A 1,730-nucleotide genomic window follows, 5' to 3' on the forward strand; every position below is an offset into this window, starting at 1 on the left:
GCGGGCGTTGGGGTGGGCGGCGGGCGTGCCGGACTCGGGGGTCCAGTCGTTGCCCTTCCAGTCGGTGAGGTGGGCCGGGACCTCCTCGGTCATGCCCTCCCACCACACGTCGCCGTCGTCGGTGAGGGCGACGTTGGTGAAGACGGAGTTGCCCCACAGGGTCTTCATCGCGTTGGCGTTGGTGTGCTCGCCGGTGCCGGGCGCGACGCCGAAGAAGCCGGCCTCGGGGTTGATGGCGTAGAGGCGGCCGTCCTCGCCGAACCGCATCCAGGCGATGTCGTCGCCGATCGTCTCCACGGTCCAGCCGGAGATCGTGGGCTCCAGCATGGCGAGGTTGGTCTTGCCGCAGGCGCTCGGGAAGGCGGCGGCGACGTACTTGGACTCGCCCTGCGGCGGGGTCAGCTTGAGGATGAGCATGTGCTCGGCGAGCCAGCCCTCGTCGCGGGCCATGACGGAGGCGATGCGCAGGGCGTAGCACTTCTTGCCGAGCAGGGCGTTGCCGCCGTAGCCGGAGCCGTAGGACCAGATCTCGCGGTCCTCAGGGAAGTGCGAGATGTACTTGGTGCTGTTGCAGGGCCAGGGGACGTCCTCCTGGCCGGGCTCCAGGGGGGCGCCGACCGAGTGCACGGCCTTGACGAAGAAGCCGTCGGAGCCCAGCTCGTCCAGCACCGGCTGCCCCATGCGGGTCATGGTGCGCATGGAGACGGCGACGTACGCGGAGTCGGTGATCTCGACGCCGATCGCGGACAGCGGCGAGCCGAGGGGGCCCATGCAGAAGGGCACCACGTACATCGTGCGGCCCCTCATGGAGCCGCGGAAGACGCCCTTCTCACCGGTGAAGATCTCCCGCATCTCGGCGGGGTCCTTCCAGTGGTTGGTGGGCCCGGCGTCCTCCTCCTTCTCGGAGCAGATGAAGGTGCGGTCCTCGACGCGGGCGACGTCGGTGGGGTCGGAGGCCGCGTAGTAGGAGTTGGGGCGCTTGATCGGGTCGAGTTTGCGGAACGTGCCCTTGTCGACCAGTTCCTCGCTCAGCCGCTGGTACTCGGCCTCGGAACCGTCGCACCAGACCACGTGGTCCGGCTGGGTCAACTCGGCGATCTCGTCGACCCAGGAGATGAGTCCCTGGTGGGTGGTGGGGACGCTGGGAGCCGCGATGTCGCGCGCCACGATTGCTCCTAAGTGAGGGTTCGCTGACTGGAGGGCCCCGTGGGGGCTGCGGCCCGGATGCTTCACGGTGGAACCTCGGCGCTCATCCGGTGCCGACCGCACTCATTTGATCCTCCGATGCGAGTGCCCATCTGTCCAGGGGGTCTCACATGTGAGCAGAGTGACACTGGCCACGGTTTCCGGGGAGGGCGGGTGTGCACGCTGGGTTTCTTTACGGACACGTTGCGTTCGCCCGACCGTTCCTTTACCGCTCCGTCCGCGACTCCTCGCGGTGCCGACGGGCGGTGCCCGCGGGCGGCTTCCACGGACGGCCCCGGGAGGCGTACCGGCGAGTACGTCACATGAGAAGATGACCACTCCGGCAAGGGCGATACCGGCACACCGATCCGTAACTTACGGTCCCGTAGGTACGATGGCGGTTATGACAGCGTTCGCCCCCGACGCCCCCGCGGGGACCGCTTCCACCTCGACCTAGACGAACTGCGCGACGCCGTCACCGACCGCACCCGCCTGCTGCTGATCAACACCCCTCACACCCCGACCGGCACCGTCCTCACCCGTGA

At 68.4% G+C, this 1,730-nt stretch carries 1 protein-coding gene and 1 pseudogene; one reads left to right on the plus strand and one right to left on the minus strand.

The window, feature by feature from the left end:
• Window positions 1-1,167 (minus strand): phosphoenolpyruvate carboxykinase (GTP) (locus AOK18_RS29365; protein ID WP_079105251.1); only part of this gene is annotated, 1,167 nt, incomplete at its 3' end.
• Window positions 1,168-1,608: 441 nt separating this feature from the next.
• On the opposite strand from AOK18_RS29365, the pseudogene AOK18_RS32720 reads away from it, so the two are divergent.
• Window positions 1,609-1,730, plus strand: a pseudogene (locus tag AOK18_RS32720) (aminotransferase class I/II-fold pyridoxal phosphate-dependent enzyme); the annotation flags it as partial.

It is taken from the genome of Streptomyces prasinopilosus, from assembly GCF_001419695.1.
Taxonomy (GTDB): domain Bacteria; phylum Actinomycetota; class Actinomycetes; order Streptomycetales; family Streptomycetaceae; genus Streptomyces; species Streptomyces prasinopilosus.